19 protein-coding genes are annotated in these 19,203 nt (G+C 32.4%); 15 read left to right on the forward strand and 4 right to left on the reverse strand.

The features are described 5' to 3' along the window. Positions 1–8 precede the first annotated feature (8 nt). From ACMGE9_RS11500 to ACMGE9_RS11525, 6 genes are all read left to right on the forward strand, one after another. On the forward strand, positions 9–818 hold the full coding sequence (locus ACMGE9_RS11500) for a pyruvate, water dikinase regulatory protein (RefSeq protein ID WP_414042904.1): 810 nt from the start codon (positions 9–11) through the stop codon (positions 816–818). Positions 819–841: 23 nt separating this feature from the next. After that, positions 842–2,602: a DNA primase gene (dnaG, locus tag ACMGE9_RS11505; protein WP_414042905.1), complete on the forward strand. Its 1,761-nt coding sequence runs from the start codon at positions 842–844 to the stop codon at positions 2,600–2,602. Positions 2,603–2,622: 20 nt separating this feature from the next. Next, a complete protein-coding gene (gene rpoD, locus ACMGE9_RS11510) occupies positions 2,623–3,726 on the forward strand; it encodes an RNA polymerase sigma factor RpoD (protein ID WP_414042906.1) in 1,104 nt (367 codons plus the stop codon). A gap of 93 nt (positions 3,727–3,819) precedes the next feature. Continuing rightward, a complete protein-coding gene (locus ACMGE9_RS11515) occupies positions 3,820–4,167 on the forward strand; it encodes a c-type cytochrome (RefSeq protein ID WP_414042907.1) in 348 nt (115 codons plus the stop codon). A gap of 56 nt (positions 4,168–4,223) precedes the next feature. Further along, on the forward strand, positions 4,224–4,913 hold the full coding sequence (locus ACMGE9_RS11520) for a tRNA (adenine(22)-N(1))-methyltransferase (protein WP_414042908.1): 690 nt from the start codon (positions 4,224–4,226) through the stop codon (positions 4,911–4,913). Next, complete coding sequence (locus tag ACMGE9_RS11525) at positions 4,903–5,988, forward strand: Nif3-like dinuclear metal center hexameric protein (protein ID WP_414042909.1); 1,086 nt, start codon at positions 4,903–4,905, stop codon at positions 5,986–5,988. The genes ACMGE9_RS11520 and ACMGE9_RS11525 overlap by 11 nt, the downstream gene beginning before the upstream one ends. Before the next feature lie 53 nt (positions 5,989–6,041). On the opposite strand, the gene ACMGE9_RS11530 is transcribed toward ACMGE9_RS11525, so the two are convergent. Further along, positions 6,042–7,010, reverse strand: coding sequence for a 4-hydroxy-3-methylbut-2-enyl diphosphate reductase (locus ACMGE9_RS11530; RefSeq protein WP_414042910.1), 969 nt, complete (start codon positions 7,008–7,010; stop codon positions 6,042–6,044). A gap of 145 nt (positions 7,011–7,155) precedes the next feature. Between ACMGE9_RS11530 and ACMGE9_RS11535 the strand changes: the two genes are divergently transcribed. The 5 genes from ACMGE9_RS11535 (at position 7,156) to ACMGE9_RS11555 (ending at position 11,472) form a co-directional block, all read left to right on the forward strand. Next, on the forward strand, positions 7,156–8,484 hold the full coding sequence (locus ACMGE9_RS11535; RefSeq protein WP_414044500.1) for a DEAD/DEAH box helicase: 1,329 nt from the start codon (positions 7,156–7,158) through the stop codon (positions 8,482–8,484). Positions 8,485–8,493: 9 nt separating this feature from the next. Continuing rightward, positions 8,494–9,390: a deoxyribonuclease IV gene (locus ACMGE9_RS11540; protein WP_414042911.1), complete on the forward strand. Its 897-nt coding sequence runs from the start codon at positions 8,494–8,496 to the stop codon at positions 9,388–9,390. Between the two features lie 63 nt (positions 9,391–9,453). Beyond that, positions 9,454–10,221 (forward strand): metal ABC transporter ATP-binding protein, encoded by a 768-nt coding sequence (locus ACMGE9_RS11545; RefSeq protein WP_414042912.1) that lies wholly within the window; start codon positions 9,454–9,456, stop codon positions 10,219–10,221. Further along, positions 10,218–11,069: a metal ABC transporter permease gene (locus ACMGE9_RS11550; RefSeq protein ID WP_414042913.1), complete on the forward strand. Its 852-nt coding sequence runs from the start codon at positions 10,218–10,220 to the stop codon at positions 11,067–11,069. Before ACMGE9_RS11545 ends, ACMGE9_RS11550 begins: the two co-directional genes overlap by 4 nt. Then, on the forward strand, positions 11,059–11,472 hold the full coding sequence (locus ACMGE9_RS11555) for a Fur family transcriptional regulator (protein ID WP_414042914.1): 414 nt from the start codon (positions 11,059–11,061) through the stop codon (positions 11,470–11,472). Before ACMGE9_RS11550 ends, ACMGE9_RS11555 begins: the two co-directional genes overlap by 11 nt. Before the next feature lie 20 nt (positions 11,473–11,492). On the opposite strand, the gene ACMGE9_RS11560 is transcribed toward ACMGE9_RS11555, so the two are convergent. The 3 genes from ACMGE9_RS11560 to ACMGE9_RS11570 form a co-directional block, all read right to left on the reverse strand. Beyond that, entirely contained in the window at positions 11,493–12,065 is a 573-nt protein-coding gene (locus tag ACMGE9_RS11560) for a 5' nucleotidase, NT5C type (RefSeq protein ID WP_414042915.1), read from the reverse strand. Further along, positions 12,058–13,182: a flavodoxin-dependent (E)-4-hydroxy-3-methylbut-2-enyl-diphosphate synthase gene (gene ispG / locus ACMGE9_RS11565; RefSeq protein ID WP_414042916.1), complete on the reverse strand. Its 1,125-nt coding sequence runs from the start codon at positions 13,180–13,182 to the stop codon at positions 12,058–12,060. Before ispG ends, ACMGE9_RS11560 begins: the two co-directional genes overlap by 8 nt. 90 nt (positions 13,183–13,272) lie before the next feature. Next, positions 13,273–14,004 (reverse strand): DUF1189 family protein, encoded by a 732-nt coding sequence (locus ACMGE9_RS11570; protein ID WP_414042917.1) that lies wholly within the window; start codon positions 14,002–14,004, stop codon positions 13,273–13,275. A gap of 143 nt (positions 14,005–14,147) precedes the next feature. On the opposite strand from ACMGE9_RS11570, the gene ACMGE9_RS11575 reads away from it, so the two are divergent. The 4 genes from ACMGE9_RS11575 to pstC all read left to right on the forward strand — a co-directional run bounded on the left by ACMGE9_RS11575 (position 14,148) and on the right by pstC (position 19,202). Further along, on the forward strand, positions 14,148–14,747 hold the full coding sequence (locus ACMGE9_RS11575; RefSeq protein WP_414042918.1) for a superoxide dismutase: 600 nt from the start codon (positions 14,148–14,150) through the stop codon (positions 14,745–14,747). A gap of 130 nt (positions 14,748–14,877) precedes the next feature. Continuing rightward, on the forward strand, positions 14,878–17,034 hold the full coding sequence (locus ACMGE9_RS11580) for a peptidoglycan D,D-transpeptidase FtsI family protein (RefSeq protein WP_414042919.1): 2,157 nt from the start codon (positions 14,878–14,880) through the stop codon (positions 17,032–17,034). Positions 17,035–17,213: 179 nt separating this feature from the next. Beyond that, the gene (locus ACMGE9_RS11585; protein WP_414042920.1) at positions 17,214–18,185 is read left to right on the forward strand and encodes a phosphate ABC transporter substrate-binding protein PstS family protein; all 972 of its coding nucleotides are present in this window, start codon (positions 17,214–17,216) and stop codon (positions 18,183–18,185) included. 84 nt (positions 18,186–18,269) lie between these two features. Next, positions 18,270–19,202 (forward strand): phosphate ABC transporter permease subunit PstC, encoded by a 933-nt coding sequence (pstC, locus tag ACMGE9_RS11590; RefSeq protein WP_414042921.1) that lies wholly within the window; start codon positions 18,270–18,272, stop codon positions 19,200–19,202. The last annotated feature ends 1 nt before the right edge of the window (position 19,203 follow it).

Consider the following 19,203-nt stretch of genomic DNA (forward strand, 5'->3'; position numbering starts at 1 on the left):
TTTATTTTATGAATGAAATTAGATTAATCATTGCATCAGATTCAGTTGGTGAAACAGCAGAACTCGTTACTAAAGCTTGTATTTCACAGTTTAATATGTTAAATAACGTTGTTGATACAATTCGTTTACCATATATTGAAACACATGAAAATATAAAAGAAGTAATTAGCTTAGCAGCAGAACAAAAATCGATTGTTGTTTATACACTTGTGAAACCAAATGTACGAGAGTACATGCAGTCTGAATTAGATAAGCATAATATTAAAAATGTCGATTTAATGGGTCCATTGATGGGTCTTTTAGAAGAGACATTAGAAGAAAAGCCTTTAAATGAACCTGGTATGGTGCATAAACTTGATGAAGATTACTTTAAGAAAATCGAAGCAATCGAGTTTGCAGTGAAATATGATGATGGTCGTGACCCACGAGGATTATCGAAAGCGGATATCGTTTTGATCGGTGTTTCTAGAACATCTAAAACACCGTTAAGTCAATATCTTGCACACAAACGTTTTAAAGTAATGAACGTTCCGTTAGTACCTGAAGTGGATCCTCCTGATCAATTATTTGAAATCGATCCTAAAAAATGTATTGCTCTAAAAATTGATCCAGAAAAATTAAATAAAATTCGTATTGAACGTTTAGCGCAGTTAGGTTTAAAGAATGATGCTAACTATGCAAAGGATCAACGTATTTTAGAAGAATTAAAGTACTTTGAAGAAATCGTTTCGAAAATCAATTGTGAAGTTATTGATGTTTCTAATAAAGCAATTGAGGAGACAGCGAATGAAATTATTAAGATTATTACAACACATTAATGTGGGTATGATGGGGTGTAAGTTTGCAAATCGATCCAAATATTATTAATGAAATACGTGAAAAAAACGATATTCTAGATGTCGTGAGTCAATATGTAAAATTAGAAAAGAGGGGACGTAACTATATTGGTTTATGTCCCTTTCATGATGAAAAAACACCTTCATTTTCCGTCTCTGTTGAAAAGCAAATTTGCCATTGTTTCGGGTGTAAAAAAGGTGGAAATGTCTTTCAGTTTATAGAACAAATTGAAAACGTTTCATTTATTGAAGCGGTAAAAATTTTAGGTTCTAATGTGGATATTACGATTGAAAATGTTAGTAACGTGCCAATTGTTGAAAATCATCAATCTAAAATGATAGAGATGCATAATTTACTTCAAGAATATTATCACTATGTTTTAAAAGCAATTGAAGAAGCTGAACCAGCACTAAAATATTTACATGACCGTGGATTGACAGATGAAATGATTTCACAAGAAAAGATTGGATTTAGTCCAAATGTCAGTCATTTTGCACTTGATTTCTTAAAAAAACGTGGGTTTGATGAATCTTTAGCCTATGAGGCGGGATTATTAAGTCGAAATGAAGAAAATTTTAGTTACTTTGATCGCTTTAGAAACCGAATTATGTTTCCAATTCATAATTCCCGTGGTGACACAGTTGGGTTCTCTGCGCGAAGTTATGATGGAAGTGAACCAAAATATCTTAATAGCCCAGAAACACCTATTTTCCAAAAAAGAAATATCTTATATCATATTGATGTGGCGCGTAAGGCAATACGTGAAGCAGATGAGGTGGTATTATTAGAAGGGTTTATGGATGTTCTAAAACTTGGTGAAGTAGGGATACACAATGCAATTGCTACTATGGGAACAGCTTTAAGTCGTGAACATGTGATGACGCTTAAGAAACTAGCTCAAAACATAACGTTTATGTATGACGGTGATAAAGCGGGTATAGAAGCAACTTTAAAAGTTGGGAAAGCGTTACTAACTGAAGGTTTAAATGTATTTGTGGTACCACTTCAAAATGGAAAAGACCCAGACGAGATGATTCGAGAAATGGGTATTGACCAATTCTTAAAGTATTTTCAAATGAATAAGATTAACTATTTAAGTTTTTATATGCAGTACTTTTTATCGGAAATTAAAAATAATGATTTGGCATATGAAAAGCATTTGAATAATATTATTCAAGATGCTAAACTTATGAATTCTGAAGTATTGCAGAAAAAAGTGTTGCAAGAAGCAAGTGATTTGTTTAAAGTAGATTTTGACGGTCTAAAATATCAAGTACAAAAAAATCAGAAAAAACGTCCAATCAATCAATTTAATGTTACTTTTAAGGATGAAACATTGAATAAAATCGAGACTGCTGAACGCGTTGTACTTAAGCATTTTATGACAGATAAATATTTGTTTGATCAATTTAAAGATTCTATTCCTGCCAAAAATTTCTCTAATGCATATCATCGTGTGATTTATGAAGCGTTATTAGGGTATTACATGAGTACAGACCATTTTAATCTCAGTCAATTTATAGAAATCATTCCTCATGAAATACATGAGGTTTGTTTATCAATTGAAAGTATGCTAATTAATTCTGAACCAACGACAGATGAAATTAAAGATTATGTGTATGTTTTAAACGAAGAACAACACGAAATATCGCATCTTAATCAGTTGAAACAGGATTTGAAAACAGCAATCGCTATGGGTGATATGGAAAATAGAGATCGCATCGCAAGGGAAATAATTCAATATCAACGATCAAAAAGGTACTAGACATTCTGGGAGGTTTAATCATGGCCGCAAAAAAGAAAGCAAAAACAATAAAAGTAGCTGAATTATTAACATTAGATCAAGTTAAAGCAAATTTACTTGAAACTGGTAAGAAAAATGGTCACCTAAGTCATGAAGAAATTGCTGATAAATTACAAAATTTCGAAATGGATTCAGACCAAATGGATGAATTTTTCGAAGCAATCGCGGAAAATGATATTTCATTAATCAATGAAAAAGATGCAAATGATACAGATGATAAAATTAATTTAAATGATTTATCTGCGCCTCCTGGTGTAAAAATTAATGACCCAGTTCGCATGTATTTAAAAGAAATTGGACGTGTTAACTTGCTGAGTGCAGAAGAAGAAATAGCACTTGCAAAACGTATAGAACAAGGAGACGAAGTTGCTAAAGCACGACTTGCGGAGGCAAATTTACGTTTAGTTGTAAGTATTGCAAAACGTTATGTTGGACGAGGGATGTTATTCTTAGACTTAATTCAAGAAGGTAATATGGGTTTAATCAAAGCAGTTGAGAAGTTCGATTTCACAAAAGGATTTAAATTTTCAACATATGCAACGTGGTGGATTCGTCAAGCAATTACACGTGCAATTGCTGACCAAGCGAGAACAATCCGTATTCCAGTTCATATGGTAGAAACAATTAATAAATTAATTCGTGTCCAACGTCAATTACTTCAAGATTTAGGGCGTGACCCGTCTCCTGAAGAAATTGGTGAGGAAATGGATTTACCACCTGAAAAAGTGAGAGAAATCTTAAAGATCGCACAAGAACCTGTATCACTGGAAACACCTATTGGTGAAGAAGATGATAGCCATTTGGGTGATTTTATTGAAGACCAAGATGCACAAAGTCCAGCTGATCATGCAGCGTATGAATTATTAAAAGAGCAATTGGAAGACGTATTGGACACATTAACAGATCGAGAAGAAAATGTATTAAGATTACGATTCGGTCTTGATGATGGGCGTACACGCACGCTAGAAGAAGTAGGGAAAGTATTCGGTGTTACACGTGAACGAATCCGTCAAATTGAAGCAAAAGCCTTAAGAAAATTACGTCATCCATCTAGAAGTAAACGATTAAAAGATTTTATGGATTAAAATATCCATTTAAATTGTGAAAAGTCTTTGACAATCACTGTTTTTAATATAAAATAGATATGTATATGGTAAAAATAAAGGGAGGTAAATTGAATGAATCGTAATCCAGTAATTCCGTTTTTACTTATTATGCTTATGGGCGTAGGCTTAATATTCTTTATGGCAGCACATGGTGCTAATAAAGGTGAAGAAAAAGGTGAAGGTGGAGCTAAAACTGAACAAAAGTTTGACGCTAAAACTTTTGCAAAGGATAACTGTACTTCTTGTCACGGTCAAAACTTAGAAGGTGGAATGGGTCCTAAATTAGCAGGAATCTCTGACACTGAAAAAGCTAAAAAGATTATCCGTGAAGGTAAAGGCGCGATGCCTGCTCACGATGCTTCAAAAATTGCTGATAAAGATTTAGATAGCTTAGTTAAGTATTTAAAAGAAGCAAAATAATAAACAATTAAAATCTTTTGCCAAGAGCAAAAGATTTTTTTTTGAAAGGATTCGTAATGATACCATTAAATAACCGTTTAAAAACCGTAGCACAATATATAAATCATGAGGTGCTTGCTGACATTGGTTCAGATCATGCGTACCTTCCATTATATGCGCTTGAAAATAATCAAATTAAAAGAGCAGTAGCCGGAGAAGTCGTTAAAGGACCTTTCGAAGCGGCTGTTAATAATGTTTCAAAATATGGTGTAGAAAATGTCATTGATGTTCGCTTAGGTAATGGTTTAGAAGTCATTCAACCTGGTGAAGTAGATGTCATTACAATTTGCGGAATGGGTGGGCCGCTCATCGCTGATATTATTTGGACGGGAAAAGAGAAATTAGTTAATGCTCCGAGGTTAATTTTACAAAGCAATATTCATTCAGAGGCAGTACGTAAGACGCTTGTAACAATAGGTTATGAAGTTATTGCTGAAGAGATTATGAGAGATAAAAACCATACGTATGAAATTATCGTTGCTGAAAAAGCAGAAACATTTGTCAATTATTCGAGTAAAGAACTGAAATTCGGACCTATATTATTAAATAATAAAAGTGAAGTATTTATTGAGAAGTGGGATAGAGAATATCAACATTTAGTTAAGGTATTATCAACCATACAAAACAACCCAGTTCATGCAGAAAAACATAAACAATTAACAGAAGAAATATTGATATTAAAAGAGGTGTTAGGATATGTTGATTAAAGATTTGTTGCATGCTATTAATCAAGAAATACCGTTTAATACGGCTGAATCTTGGGATAATGTTGGTTTATTAATTGGTGATGAATTGGCAGAAGTGACAGGTATATTAACAGCGTTAGATTGTACAATAGAAGTCATTGAAGAAGCTAAAAATAATAATATCAACACTATTATTTGTCATCACCCGTTAATTTTTAGTGGGATTAAATCTATTCATGCGAGTGGCTATGGTAAAGTAATCCAAACATTAATTAAGCATGATATGCATTTAATTGCATTGCATACTAATTTAGATGCCCATCCACAAGGTGTTAGTGCGATGATTGCAGAGCAATTATTGCTTGAAGATATTCATATATTATTACCTCAACAAAAACAAATCAATAAACTACAAATCTTTGTTCCACTTGCACATGCTGAACAACTGAAATCAGTGTTATCAGAAATTGGAGCTGGTCAAATTGGTGATTATGATCATTGTTTCTTTTCAGTAAATGGGACTGGAGAGTTTCGTGCACTTGACAATGCTAATCCATTTGTCGGGGAAAATGGGAAAGTGCATTATGAAGAAGAAATGAAAGTGGAATGCGTATTTGAATCGAATTTAAAACCAGCTGTTCTTGAAATAATTAAGAAGCATCATCCGTATGAAACACCTGCGTTTGATATATTATCTTTTGATATTGAAGCAGAATATGGTACGGGAGTTAAAGCTAAACTTTCTTATCCGATGAAATTAAGTGCATTTGCACAATATACAAAAGAAAAATTAAATTTAGACGTCGTTAAGATGATAGGTGACGATAAAGAAATCGAAACTATTGGAATAATTGGTGGTGCTGGTGTGAGTTATATGAAAGAAGTGCAACGTGAGGGTGTAGATGTATTCTTAACCGGTGATATCAAATATCATGAAGCGCATGATCTAATGATGGCAGGAATATATGCAATTGATATTACTCATTATTCTGAGAGTGTCATGAAGAATGGACTGAAAAGAATAATTGAAACATATGTCCAAAGTGTTAAAGTTATGGCTTCTGACATTAATACAAATCCATTTACAGTTATATAAAAATAAAGATACTGATTAGAATCAGTATCTTTATTTTTTAATATTAAAAATTATTAATCTAAAATTTTAACCGGAGTCGCATTTTTAATTTTGGGCAATATTTTTTCAGTTGGTACACCTGATTTTTTAGGAATAGGTTCGACATTTAATGGATTATAGGCTTTAATGTAATCAATGACTTCCTTAACAATTGGAGTAGGTGTTGAAGCACCTGCAGTAACTGCGATTGTTGTTTTACCTTGTAACCATTCAAGTTTCAATTCACTAATATCAGAAATACGATACGCTTCAGTATGTGCTATTTCTTTTGACACTTGAGCTAAACGATTGGAGTTATTACTTTTCGGGTCACCAACAACTATAAGTACATCGGCTTGTCCAGCTTGATCTGCAACAGCTTCTTGTCGTACTTGCGTTGCAAGACAGATTTCTTTATGCACTTCAATATGAGGAAACTTTTGTTCAAGTTCTTCCATTAAATGCTTGACATCCCACTGACTCATTGTTGTTTGATTCGTAACGATTAATTTATGGTCCTTTAAAGATGCATCTAAATTCGCAACGTCATTCATATTTTCAACTAAGTGTACAATTTCTGGTGCAACACCAACAGCACCTTCAGGTTCAGGATGCCCTTTTTTACCGATATAAATGACGTGATAACCTTCAGCTTTTTTAGTACGAATTAATGCATGTGTATTTTCAACATCTGGACATGTTGCATCAATACATACCAATCCTTTTTCTTTTGCACGTCTTTTAACTTCTGGACTCACACCGTGTGCAGTAAAGATGACTGTTCCTTCGTCAATTTTTTCTAAAATTTCTAAACGATTTGGCCCATCTAATGTTATAATACCATCCTTTTCAAATGCATCTGTAACGTGTTTATTATGCACAATCATACCTAATATATATATTGGACGTGGCAATGTTTTGTCAAGAGATGCATTACGAGCAATGACCATTGCATCGACAACACCATAACAATAACCACGAGGTGTAATCTTAATGATTTCCATTTGTATTCCTCCTAGCAATTTACTTAACTATAAGTATAACAAACTTTGATTGAACTATTGAATAATTTAATTTTAGAAAACATTACTTTCTTTTTCGTAATCTTTCCTATATAATACATGAGATGAACATTAAAGGAGGATTATGATGGACAAACACCCATTTGAGTTATTTGAACTTGCACCATATTTAGTAGAAGCGGTGGAAGATTTAAATTTCAACCAGCCCACAGAAATCCAAAGAAGAGTAATTCCTAAATTAAAAAAAGAAACACACTTAATTGGACAATCACAAACCGGTACAGGAAAATCACATGCATTTTTACTACCATTAATAAATAAAGTGGATGTGAATATTCAACATCCACAAATTATTATTTTAGCGCCAACAAGAGAATTAGCGAAGCAATTATATGATGCAGCTGAGCATTTAATCTCGTTTACAGAAGGAATTAAAGCGGGTCTTTATATCGGTGGAACAGATAAGAATAAAGATATACAAAAATCAAAAGTACAACCACAAATTGTAATTGGAACACCAAACCGTATCAAAGATTTAGCTGAAGAGAATGTATTACATATACATTTAGCGCGTGCAGTTGTTATTGATGAAGCAGATCTGATGATTGACTTAGGATTCCTACCTACTGTTGATAAGATTGCTGCGAACGTATCACGAGAAGCTCAAATTGCTGTATTCTCTGCTACAATTCCAAAAGCATTACATCCATTCTTAAATAAATATTTATCTAAACCAGAATTTATTGAGATAGAACCAGATGAAAAAACAAATAAAAACATAACTTTCTATTTAGTACCAACAAAGAGTAATGATAGAAAAGATCAACTATCTAAAATTATGACAACAATTAATCCATATTTAGCGATAATTTTTGCGAACAGTCGTGAACGTGCAGATGAAGTAGCTGAATACTTGCAAGATCAAGGGGTAAAAGTAGGGGTTATCCATGGTGGACTAGCACCTAGAGAACGAACACAACAAATGAAACGTGTTAAGAACCTGGAATATCAATACGTTGTAGCTAGTGACCTTGCAAGTCGTGGCATTGATATTGACGGTGTAAGTCACGTGATTAACTATGATATTCCTCGAGATATCGCCTTTTTTACACACCGTGTGGGTCGTACAGGTCGTGGTAATTATACAGGAATTGCTATAACAATTTATACACCGGATGAGGAAGATTTAATAAATCAAATCGAGAAAAACGGTTTCTCATTTATCCATAGTGACGTTAAAAATGGTGAATTAGTTGAAATTAAAGATAGAACACAACGTCAATCAAGAACTAAAAAAGAAGATAATATAGAGCAGAATTTAAAGCATAAACTTAAAGGAAAGAAAAAAGTTAAACCTGGTTATAAAAAGAAATTCCGTTACGAATTAGATAAATTAAAGCGCACAGAGAAAAAAGCGCACTCAAAGCGTACAAATAGAGAAAACAAAAAAAGGTAGGGATTTGATATGCTACTAGGATCACATGTATCAATGAGCGGGAAGAAGATGTTGTTAGCAGCGGCAGAAGAAGCTGCGAGTTACAACGCTTCTACCTTTATGATTTACACTGGTGCACCTCAAAATACACGACGCAAGCCGATTGAAGATTTAAATATTGAAGCAGGGCTTTCATATATGAAAGAGAATAACTTATCAAATATCGTCGTACATGCACCTTATATAATAAATATTGCTAATACAATAAAGCCTGAAGTATTTGAATTAGGAGTAGAATTTTTACAAAAAGAAATTGAACGTACCGAAGCAATTGGTGCACGAGATATCGTGCTTCATCCAGGTGCTCATGTAGGTGCAGGAGAAGAAGCAGGAATTAAGAAAATTATCGAAGGTTTGAACGAAGTATTAACAAATAATAATAACGTACGTATCGCACTTGAAACAATGGCGGGTAAAGGTTCTGAATGTGGTAAATCTTTTGAAGAGATTGCAGAAATCATTTCAGGGGTTAAGAATAATGAACGTTTATCAGTTTGTTTTGATACTTGTCATGTCCATGATGCAGGTTATGATATTGTTAATGATTTAGATGGTGTATTGGAAGAATTCGATAATATTGTTGGGCTTGATCGTATTAAAGTTGTGCATGTCAATGATTCTAAAAATATTCAAGGTGCACGTAAAGACCGTCATGAAAATTTTGGATTTGGTAATATTGGCTTTGATGGATTAACGAAAGTCGTTTACCATGATGTATTTAAAGACATCCCGAAAATATTAGAAACACCATATGTTCAAGTTGGTGAAGATAAAAAAAATAAAAAGCCTCCATATAAATTTGAAATTGAAATGATTAAAAATAATCAGTTTGATTCTAATTTATTAGAAAAAATTATCAATCAATAAAATTAAAAAACAGGGATTAATCATCGATTAATGCTTGTTTTTTATCTCAAAGGAATGAATTAATTGGAACCTATATTTGAAATTCGCCATGTAACCCATCGTTATCCAGATAAAGTTGCTTTAACAGATATTAATATTAGTATATTTCCTGGTGACTTTCTCGCGATAGTCGGTCCAAATGGTTCAGGAAAATCAACGCTATTGAAGCTTATTTTAGGTATTTTAAAAGTGCAATCAGGCAGTATATTAATGAATGGTAAAGATATGAAACAATATAAAAAGTTAACTGGGATTGGTTATGTGTCACAAAAAGCAAATGCTACTAGTGGTGGTTTTCCAGCTACTGTATTTGAAGTAGTTCGTAGCGGATTAATTCAAGTTAAACCTATTTTAAAAAAGTTTAATAAAGACGATAATGAAAAAGTTGAAGCAATATTACAGCGACTTCAAATCGACCATTTAAAAGATAAAAATATTTCTCAGTTATCTGGTGGTCAGCAACAACGTGTGTTTATTGCAAGAGCGTTAATTTCTAATCCTTCTGTTCTTGTACTAGATGAGCCTACAGTTGGCATAGACGCTAAACACGTTGCTCAATTTTATGAATTATTAGCACAGTTAAAAGCAGAAGGCATCACTATTTTACTTGTAACTCATGATATTGGAGTTGTAGTAGATACTGCTACTCAAGTGGCCTGTTTAAATCAACACTTACATTTTCATGGAACTACACATCAATTTAAGTCATTAGACGAAGTTGAAATTTCTAAGATTTATGGTCATCCGGTACAGTTCGTAGATCATAATCACGATAGGAAGTGTTGTCAATGAATTTAATAGAAGCATTATGGGAATTTGATTTTATTCGTTATTCATTTATTAGTGGAATGTTAATTGGAATAATAGCCCCATTAATAGGGACATTCATTGTCGTTAGGAGACTTTCTCTCATTGCAGATGCGTTAAGCCATGTTACGCTAGGAGGCATTGCATTTGGAATGTTATTAACAAAAGTGTTAGCATTTACAATTAATCCAATTTGGACAGGTATTTTATTCTCAGTTATTGGTTCGTTATTGATTGAGAAACTGAGATCGCTTTATAAACATTACCAGGAATTAGCAATACCGATTATTATGAGCTTTGGAATTGGTTTAAGTGTTATTTTTATTTCATTTGCTGATGGTTTTAACCAAGACTTATTTGGATATTTATTTGGTAGTATTAGTGCAGTGACTTTGAATGATGTTTTTATCGTTCTTGCTATATTTTTACTTGTTATTATCTTCATTTTTGTATTATATAAAGAATTGTTTATTTTATCATTTGATGAAGAGTATGCTTCAATCATTGGTGTCCCTCGATTTGTTCATATTTTATTTATGTTAATGGTTGCACTAGTAATATCAGCTTCAATGCGTGTTGTCGGTATACTACTTGTAAGTAGTTTAATTACTTTACCAGTTGCAAGTGCTATGCGTTTTTCTAAAGGTTATAAACAACTTATGTTTTGGAGTGTAATGATTGGAGAATTTTCAGTAATTATTGGATTGATATCAGCATTTTATTTGGATATTTCACCAGGTGGTGTAATTGTTATGTTGCTAGTTTTTGTACTATTATGTACCTTAGCAATGAGTCGATTTAAAGAAAAAGGGGGGATAACGGATGAATATTGATGATGCGATTAAAGTATTAAAAGATAATGGCCATAAATATACTGATAAACGTCGTGACATGATAAAAATGTTATACGATTCTACAAAATATTTAAATGCCAAGCAAATGCAAGAAGTGTTGAATGATAAGTATCCAGGTATATCTTTTGATACCATATATAGAAATTTAAATTTATTTAATGATCTCGATATTATTGAAGTAACTGAACTGGATGGGGAAAAAAAGTTTAGGTTATCTTGTAGTACGCAACATCATCATCACTTTATTTGTGAAAATTGTGGTGAAACACGTGTGGTAGAGTTTTGTCCGATTGAGGCATTTGAGAAAGAACTAAGTAGTGTCGAGATTCGTAGTCATAAAATAGAGTTATACGGATTATGTGAAACATGCAAAAAGGACTGAGACAATTTGTCTCAGTCCTTTTAATATGGAAACTGGTGTTTAATTAATTGATTAAGCTCTAGCCATGTTTTTACACGTTTAACTCCTTCGGGAAGAGTGCTTTGATTATAAGGTGTATCAAATAAATATACTGGAATATTCAATGCTTCATGAATATCAATCGCATTATCTAATTTATCTTCAAAAAATGCATCGACTTGAAGTTGTTTTGCAGTTTCAATTTTTTTATGTGAACCTGTAAGTTCAATATGATGATACGGTACATTATGTTCTTTAAACCAATTAATCGTCAAAGTCTCTAAATACGTATGTCTAGCACTTATAAATATGAGATTATAATAATTAGACCATTCTGTTAGTACAAGATCAGCATCTTTATGAACAGGAGAGAATTGATACATTTCATGTTCATATGCTTTAAACCATTGATAAATTTCAGATTCAGGTATATTTAAAACCTTCGATAAATCGTACTCTGTAATATCTTCATATTTAAATTTTTCATTAAAGGATTTTTGTAAATAAGGTACTAACGCTGTTGGGCATGTTACTGTACCATCTATATCGATGCCCATTCTAAATTTTCTATTCATTCACAACCTGCGCATTCGCTGCTTTTTCTTCAGCTTGTTTCTTAAAGTATTCTTCAGCTAATTTATCAATTTCAAACTTAAGTTCATCTACCATAGTCTCTTCAGGTACTTTACGGACAGTTTTACCTTTCATAAACAGTAATCCTTCACCACGTGCACCTGCGATACCGATATCAGCTTCACGTGCTTCTCCTGGACCGTTGACTGCACATCCTAATACTGCTACTTTCAATGGTGCTTTTATAGTAGAAATATATTCTTCAACTTCGTTAGCAATTGAAATTAAGTCAATTTCAATGCGACCACATGTTGGACAAGAAATTAATGTTGCAGCATTACTAGCTAAACCGAATGATTTTAGTAATTCACGAGCTACTTTTATTTCCTCAACAGGATCTGCAGATAATGAGATACGTAATGTGTTACCGATACCTAAACTCATGATTGCTCCTAAACCTGCTGCTGATTTTACCGTACCAGCAAATAATGTTCCACTTTCAGTAATACCTAAATGTAATGGGTAATCAAAAGCTTTTGCCGCTTTTGTATAAGCTTCAATTGCAAGGGATACGTCACTTGCTTTCATAGAAACGATGATATCATGGAAATCTAGGTCTTCTAAGATTTTTATATGATGTAAAGCACTTTCGACCATACCATCTGCAGTAGGATAACCATATTTTTTAATGATGTGTTTTTCAAGTGATCCAGCATTTACACCGATACGAATTGGAATTCCTTTCGCTTTACATGCTTTTACAACTTCTTCTACTTTCTCACGTCGACCTATGTTACCTGGGTTAATACGGATTTTATCCGCGCCGCCTTCGATTGCCAGTAATGCTAATTTATAATCAAAGTGGATATCAACTACTAGTGGAATATTGATTTGTTTTTTTATTTCTGCAATTGCCAATGCATCTTCTTCTTTAGGACATGCAACACGCACGATTTGGCATCCAGCTTCTTCTAAACGCTTAATTTCTGCCACCGTAGCTTCAACATCATGTGTTTTTGTAGTTGTCATACTTTGAATAATCAGTTCATCACTACCACCGATTGTTAAATCTCCAACTTTTACAGGACGTGTATTTCTTCTATGTGTAATTTCAGACATCTATAAAAACTCCTTTAGTTTATATGTGATTATTGTCATAACATACTCATTATATAGAATTATGTATTTATTTTGTATTGTTTTGTTTATTTATTGTGATTTCAATTTGTTTTTCGGTAACTTATTAATTGTGATAACAATTAATATTGCAATCAATGCCCAAGAGAAAACGATTAAGAAAGGTGCAATCGGATTTATTAAAAAACCTAAGAACAATATGATAGAAGGTATGGTAATCAGGAAAGTATTAATTTTTAGCCAGTTCATAAAGCGTGATTTTTTATGGAGAACAATTGCCAATAGATGTGCAATCGTACTTAAAAAAATTATTTTAATAATTGTTGTAATGAATTGAATAAAGATAAGAAAACCAATAATTAAGCTTAAATAGAAGTAACTTGACGCTGTATAGGTTTTTAAAAATTTTATCAAAGACGCCTTATCTTCAAATACAGGCAAGTTCATGTAAGGTAAGAAAGTGGATTCATCGATTTGAATACCTTCTTTTTGAAAAGTCATGACATGCTGTTTTGGTATTTGATTTTCTTTTTTAAATTGAATCGTGTAAGAATCTACTTTTATTGATTTTTCTTCAGACAAAATCAGACGGTTATTATTTATTTGAAATGCTGGAATTTCATCTTGTTTTTTTTCTACCATTTGATTAGCAACTTGAATAATATTGTAATAATTCAAGCTGTTAGTAATAGAGAATAAAATTGCTATAAATAATAAATGCATAAATATATATCTGAGTTTAATAGTTCTAAAGAGTGGATACTGTGTTGGATAAAATATTCTTTTTAAATGTTTAATGTACAAAAAAGGACCTCCTATATCTTAAAAATTTATAATATTTATTCTAACAAAAAAAATTGAAATGATATATAAGCAAAGTAGTTGAGAACGTTTTATTAAGTTTGCTATTATGAAAGTGTACTTAAACTTTAGGAGGATGATTAATTATGGCTTTTGAACTACCACAATTACCTTATGCATATGATGCATTAGAACCACATGTTGATAAAGAAACGATGGAAATCCATCATACTAAACATCACAACACTTACGTTACAAACTTAAATGCTGCAGTAGAAGGTACAGAATTTGCTGACCTATCTATCGAAGAATTAATGACTAAAATTAACGAAGTGCCAGCTGATAAGAAAACAGCAGTAGTAAACAATGGTGGCGGACACTATAATCACTCTTTATTCTGGACATTATTAGCGCCTGGTAAAGAAGCTACAGGTGAAGTTGTTGATGCGATTAATGCTAAATTTGGTTCATTAGATGCATTTAAAGAAGAATTTGCAAAAGCTGCAACTACACGATTTGGTTCTGGTTGGGCTTGGTTAGTTGTAAATAACGGTGAATTAGAAGTTGTTTCTACACCAAACCAAGAGAACCCATTAATGGAAGGTAAAACACCTATCTTAGGATTAGACGTTTGGGAACATGCTTACTACTTAAATTATCAAAATAGACGTCCTGACTATATTTCAGCATTTTGGAACGTTGTAAATTGGGAAAAAGTAAACGAATTATATTCAGCTGCTAAATAAATAATTCATTATTATCAAGAGACATTTCACTGAAATGTCTCTTTCTTTTTGTTTTTCTGTTAAAAATATAGAAAATATATGATATTTCATATATTATTAAAGGATAAATGTAAGTGATGGGGGATTTCCTTTGAAACGAGTTAAACAAGAATCAAATGAACTAAAGCAGAAACGTCTCACGAATCGCCGAATTGGTGTAATATTTATGGCGATAGTTTCATTATTAATTATCCTCGTCTTAAGATTAGGTTACTTGCAAATTGTTAAAGGTGAAGCCTATAAGAAAGCAGTTGATAATAATGAAAATATTGAAGTTAATGAATCTGTGCCAAGAGGTAGGATTTATGATCGTAATGGTAAACTTTTAGTAGATAATACGTCTAAAAAGGCCATTACATATACTCGAGATCGAATGACTAGCCGTAGTGATATGCTAGATACTGCAAAGAAGTTACATAAACTAATGTCGATGCCTACGAAGGCCTTAACTTTAAGAGATAAACAAGACTTCTTTATTATGACTCATAATGATGAAGTAAATAAATTAATGAAAAAAGAATTGCAGCTGTTTGAAACTGGTGAAATTTCTCAAGAAGAATATAATGAAACAGTTTATAATAAATTGACTGAAAAACATTTAAAATCTTTAACGAAAGATGAACTGGAAATTGCTGCAATCTATCGTGAAATGAGCAGTGGTAGCCAATTAAGTCCACAAATTATTAGAAATGATAACGTTTCAGAAAAAGAATATGCACTTGTCTCTCAAAATTTAAGCGAGTTACCAGGTGTAAACACAACAATGGATTGGGATAGAAAATATTTATATGGTAAAACTTTACGAACGATGTTTGGCAATGTATCATCAAAAGAAGAAGGTTTGCCAAAAGAATTAGTTGACTATTATTTATCAAAAGGCTACTCAAGGAATGATAGGGTGGGTCAAAGTTACCTAGAGTTTCAATATGAAAATGTTTTACGTGGCAAAAAGAAAAAAATGCGTTACTTAACTGATAAATCTGGAAAGATTATCAATTCGGAAGTAATATCTGAAGGTTCCCGTGGTAATGATTTAGTATTATCTATTGATATTGATTTACAATTAAAAGTTGAAAAACTAGTAAATAAACACATTCAAATATTACGTTCTATGAATGCACGTACTATGGATAAAGTTCTAGTAGTCATTCAAGATCCAAATAATGGAGATGTTTTAGCTTTAGCGGGTAAACAAATTGATAAAAACGGTAATATCTCAGATTATCATTATGGAACATTTACCTCACAGTATGCAGTAGGATCTACTGTAAAAGGTGCTACTATTTTAACGGGTTATAGTAACAATGCAATCAAGATTGGTGAAAATATGATTGACCAACCTTTAGTATTTAAAGGCGGCGTTGAAAAACGCTCTTACTTTAATCCGACAGGAAAAATTGAAATTAATGATAAGGAAGCATTAATGCATTCTTCAAACGTATATATGTTTAAAACAGCACTTAAAATAGCTGGATTAAATTATTCAAACAATATGACTTTACCAGCAGACATAACTGAAGTTGGATTGAAATTGAGAAAAGGTTTGAATCAATTTGGCTTAGGTGTTAAAACAGGCATTGATTTACCCAATGAAGTCATTGGACAAACAGGAACTTTGAAAGATAATCCAGGGAACTATCTAGATTTAGCAATCGGACAATATGATACATACACACCATTACAGCTATCACAATATGTATCTACTATTGCAAATAATGGGTATCGAATTCAACCTCATTTAGTAAAAGAAGTACGAGGAGCATCTAAATCAGATAAAATTGGGCCTATTAAAGAAAGTATAAAAGGAAAAGTATTAAATCGCATCAATAATTCTGAAGATGAAATTAATCAAGTAAAAGATGGTTTCGATTTAGCATTTAATAATGAACTGGGTACAGGTTATAAAAGTTTTGCTAATACTGTTGTTAAAAGTGCAGGAAAAACTGGTACAGCAGAAGTATATCAAGATGGCAAATCGCGTGTAAATTCAACATACATTGGTTATGCACCGATGAACAAACCGAAAATGAGTTTTGCTATAATCTATACGAATCAACCAGTACCACCACCATGGTTGCCAGGTGGAGACTTAGGAAGAGATATTATTAATGAATATTTTAAGGAAGAAAAAGGAAAGACAGATAAACTAATTGAAACAGGTTCTTCGGGAGTCCAGGGGGCAATTTCAAATGCTACTGAATCTACTGAAACAATAAATGCATCACAAAACACTATATCAACTCCTTAAGTAATTTATATCAAATGAATAAGATTTCTTGAGTAAAAGACAATGCTATCTAGTGTTGTCTTTTTTTCTTTACATAATCTTTACAATACATTCATGTCAAATTAACAATAGTACACTATAGTTAGAGATGTAATAAATAAATCAAATTATTCGTCTATTCAAATAGGAGGACTTTCAGAATGAAAAAATGGCAATTAGTAGGATCAACAACTGTATTAGGTACTGCATTACTTTTAGGTGCATGTGGTGGAGCAGCAGAAAAGAAAGAAGACAAAGCTTCTGAAGATAAAGGTGCAGCAACTGAAACAGCATCAAAAGATATTAAAGGTGAAGTAAAAGGCGACGGTTCTACAACTGTAGCTCCAATCATTGAAAAAATTAACGAAGAATTCAGCACTACATACCCAGACGTAACTGTTTCTGTTGGTACATCTGGTACTGGTGGAGGATTCGAGAAATTTATCGCTGGTGAAACTGATTTCTCTAATGCTTCTCGTGATATCAAAGATGAAGAGAAAAAAGCTTTAGCTGACAAAAAAATCGAGTATACTGAATTTAAATTAGCAAACGATGGATTAACTGTAGCTGTTAATAAAGATAATGACTTCGTAGAATACTTAACTTTTGAAGAATTAGCGAAAATTTACTCTGGTAAAGCTAAAACTTGGAAAGACGTTCGTGCTGACTTCCCGGCTGATGAAATCAAAGCTTTCTCTCCTGACCAATCTCATGGAACATATGACTTCTTCAGTGAAGAAGTATTAGAAGAGGCTGAAATCAAAGCAGAGAAAAATGCGGATACTAACGTAATTGTTAAATCAGTTCAAGATAATAAAAATGGTGTTGGCTTCTTCGGATATAACTTCTTCCAAGAAAACAAAGATAACTTAAAAGCTGTTAAGATCCAAAAAGAAGGTAAAGGTGAAGGTGTTGAAGCAACATCTGATACTGTTAAAGATGGTTCTTATCCATTAAGTCGTCCATTATTCATTTATGCTAAAAATGATTCAGTGAAAGAAAATGAAGCATTTAAAGAATTTATGAAATTTACAATCGAAAAATCTAAAGATGCAGCAACTGATTCTGGTTACGTTGCATTAGAAGATAAAGATTATGAAGAAGCATTAAAAACTTTAGACGGCATTAAATAATTATTAACTTAATAATTATTCAAATATGAAATATTTCTGAGGGACGAAATTTTTCGTCCCTTTTAAAATGAAGGAGTCTATAATATGGAAAATAAAATTTCTGTACAAGATTTAATTGCTCAAAATAAGAGCAAAGGGTCTTCAAAAAACGTCATTGAAAAAATGATTCCTACAATATTAGTAGTTATTGCTTCTATATCTATCTTAACTACTATCGGAATCTTAATCACATTACTTTCAGAAACAATTACATTCTTCACACGTGTATCTTTTGCAGACTTTTTCCTTGAAAAAGAATGGAATGCCTTTGGACAAGATCCTAAATTCGGTATTATTTCTTTAATTTTAGGAACATTGAAAGTTACATTCATAGCAACGTTATTTGCAGTACCTGTTGGTTTAGGTGCAGCATTATACTTAAGTGAATATGCTAGTGATACTGCAAGAAGAATCATCAAACCAATTCTAGAAATCTTAGCGGGTATTCCTACAATTGTTTATGGATTCTTTGCATTAACATTTGTAACACCATTATTACGTTCTGTGTGGCCAGATCTTGGAAGCTTCAACGCCATTAGTCCTGGTTTAGTTATTGGTATCATGATTGTTCCAATGATTGCATCTCTATCAGAGGATGCAATGAGTGCCGTACCGCAAGCAATACGTGAAGGTGCTTTAGGATTAGGTTCAACTAAGTTAGAGACGGCTTTAAAAGTAGTATTTCCAGCAGCATTATCTGGGATTTTAGCATCAATCGTTTTAGCTGTATCTCGAGCAATTGGTGAAACAATGATTGTTTCACTTGCAGCAGGTAGTTCACCAGAATTTTCATTAGATTTCACAAACTCATTACAGACAATGACAGCATTCATTGTTCAAGTAGCAACTGGTGATGCGACATATGGCTCAGATATCTATTATAGTATTTACGCTGTAGGTTTTACATTATTTGTATTTACATTAATCATGAACTTCATTTCACAATGGGTTACTAAAAAGTTCAGAGAGGAGTATTAAT

The organism is Macrococcus animalis (genome assembly GCF_047425875.1).
Lineage (GTDB): Bacteria > Bacillota > Bacilli > Staphylococcales > Staphylococcaceae > Macrococcoides > Macrococcoides animalis.